Raw genomic sequence first — 1,938 nt, 5'->3', positions numbered from 1 at the left:
CACGTGACATCGGCTCCCGGCGCGAGCGACGCCGCACCCGCCGGGCAGGTGACCACCGGAGCGGTCCCCGTCCCGGTGAAGGCCGTCTCCGCCACCGACACATCCGTCAGCGTCACATTGCCGGTGTTCGACACCAGGAACGAATACGCAATCGTCTGACCCGCCGAAGTGATCTCCGTCGTGTCAGCACTCTTGACCACCGTGATCCCTGGAGCCGGCACCACCGGGACCTCGGTCGTCGATGGGGGTGAGACGGGGGGCTCGCCCGACGGCGGAGTACCCGTCGCCGTCGCCGTGTTCGACACGCCTCCGGAATCCAGGTCGGCCTGCGTGACGACGTACGACGCCGTGCACGTGACATCGGCTCCCGGCGCGAGCGACGCCGCACCCGCCGGGCAGGTGACCACCGGAGCGGTCCCCGTCCCGGTGAAGGCCGTCTCNGTACCCGTCGCCGTCGCCGTGTTCGACACGCCTCCGGAATCCAGGTCGGCCTGCGTGACGACGTACGACGCCGTGCACGTGACATCGGCTCCCGGCGCGAGCGACGCCGCACCCGCCGGGCAGGTGACCACCGGAGCGGTCCCCGTCCCGGTGAAGGCCGTCTCATCGACGCTCACGTCCGTGAGGGTGACGTTGCCGGTGTTCGTGACCAGGAACGAGTACTCGATCGTCTGACCCGCTGAGCTGATCTCCGTCGTGTCCGCCGACTTGACCACCGTCAACGCCGGAGCCGGCTCCGCCGGGACTTCGATCGTCGATGGGGGTGAGACGGGGGGCTCGCCCGACGGCGGAGTACCCGTCGCCGTCGCCGTGTTCGACACGCCTCCGGAATCCACGTCCGCCTGCGTCACCACATACGACGCCGTGCACGTCACATCGGCTCCCGGCGCGAGCGACGCCGCACCCGCCGGACAGGTGACCACCGGAGCGGCCCCCGTCCCGGTGAAGGCCGTCTCATCGACGCTCACGTCCGTGAGGGTGACGTTGCCGGTGTTCGTGACCAGGAACGAATACTCGATCGTCTGACCCGCTGCCGACAACTCGTCCAGATCCGCCGACTTGACCACCGTCAACGCCGGATCCCGCTCCGCCGGGACTTCGATGGTGGACGGGGGCGACACCGGCGGCTCACCGGAAGGCGGCGTACCCGTCGCCGTCGCCGTGTTCGACACGCCTCCGGAATCCACGTCCGCCTGCGTCACCACATACGACGCCGTGCACGTGACATCGGCTCCCGGCGCGAGCGACGCCGCATCCGCCGGACACGTCACCACAGGAGCGGTGCCCGTCCCCGTGAACGCCGTCTCCGCCACCGACACATCCGTCAACGTCACATTGCCGGTGTTCGTGACCAGGAACGAATACTCGATCGTCTGCCCCGCCGCCGACAACTCGTCCCGATCCGCCGACTTCACCACCGTCAACGCCGGAGCCGGGTCCACCGGGATCTCCAGAGTGGACGGGGGCGACACGGGCGGTTCGCCGGAAGGCGGCGTACCCGTCGCCGTGGCCGTGTTCGACACGCCTCCGGAGTCCAGGTCGGCCTGCGTGACGACGTACGACGCCGTGCACGTGACCGCAGCCCCCGGCAACAGAGTCGCGGCTCCCGCCGGGCATGCGACCACCGGAGCGGTTCCCGTCCCCGTGAACGCCGTCTCATCGACGCTCACGTCGGTGAGGGTGACATTGCCCGTGTTGGTGACCAGGAACGAGTACTCGACCGTCTGACCCGCCGCCGTGAGCTCGTCCACATCCGCCGACTTCACAACGGTCAACGCCGGGGCCGGGTCCACCGGGATCTCGGTGGTCGATGGGGGTGAGACGGGGGGCTCGCCCGTCGGCGGAGTACCGGTCGCGGTGGCCGTGTTCGACACGCTCCCGGAATCGACATCCGCCTGCGTCAGCACATACGACGCCGTGCACACCACCTGAAGACCC

The 1,938-nt window shown here is 69.5% G+C and carries 1 pseudogene; it reads right to left on the bottom strand.

Annotated features, from left to right (window positions below):
• Positions 1-1,938 (bottom strand): annotated as a pseudogene (locus D514_RS22815) (hypothetical protein); the annotation flags it as partial.

Origin of the sequence: Microbacterium sp. UCD-TDU (assembly GCF_000340625.1) — a bacterium.
Classification (GTDB): Bacteria; Actinomycetota; Actinomycetes; order Actinomycetales; family Microbacteriaceae; genus Microbacterium; species Microbacterium maritypicum.
This window is presented reverse-complemented; position numbering and strand designations above follow the sequence as displayed.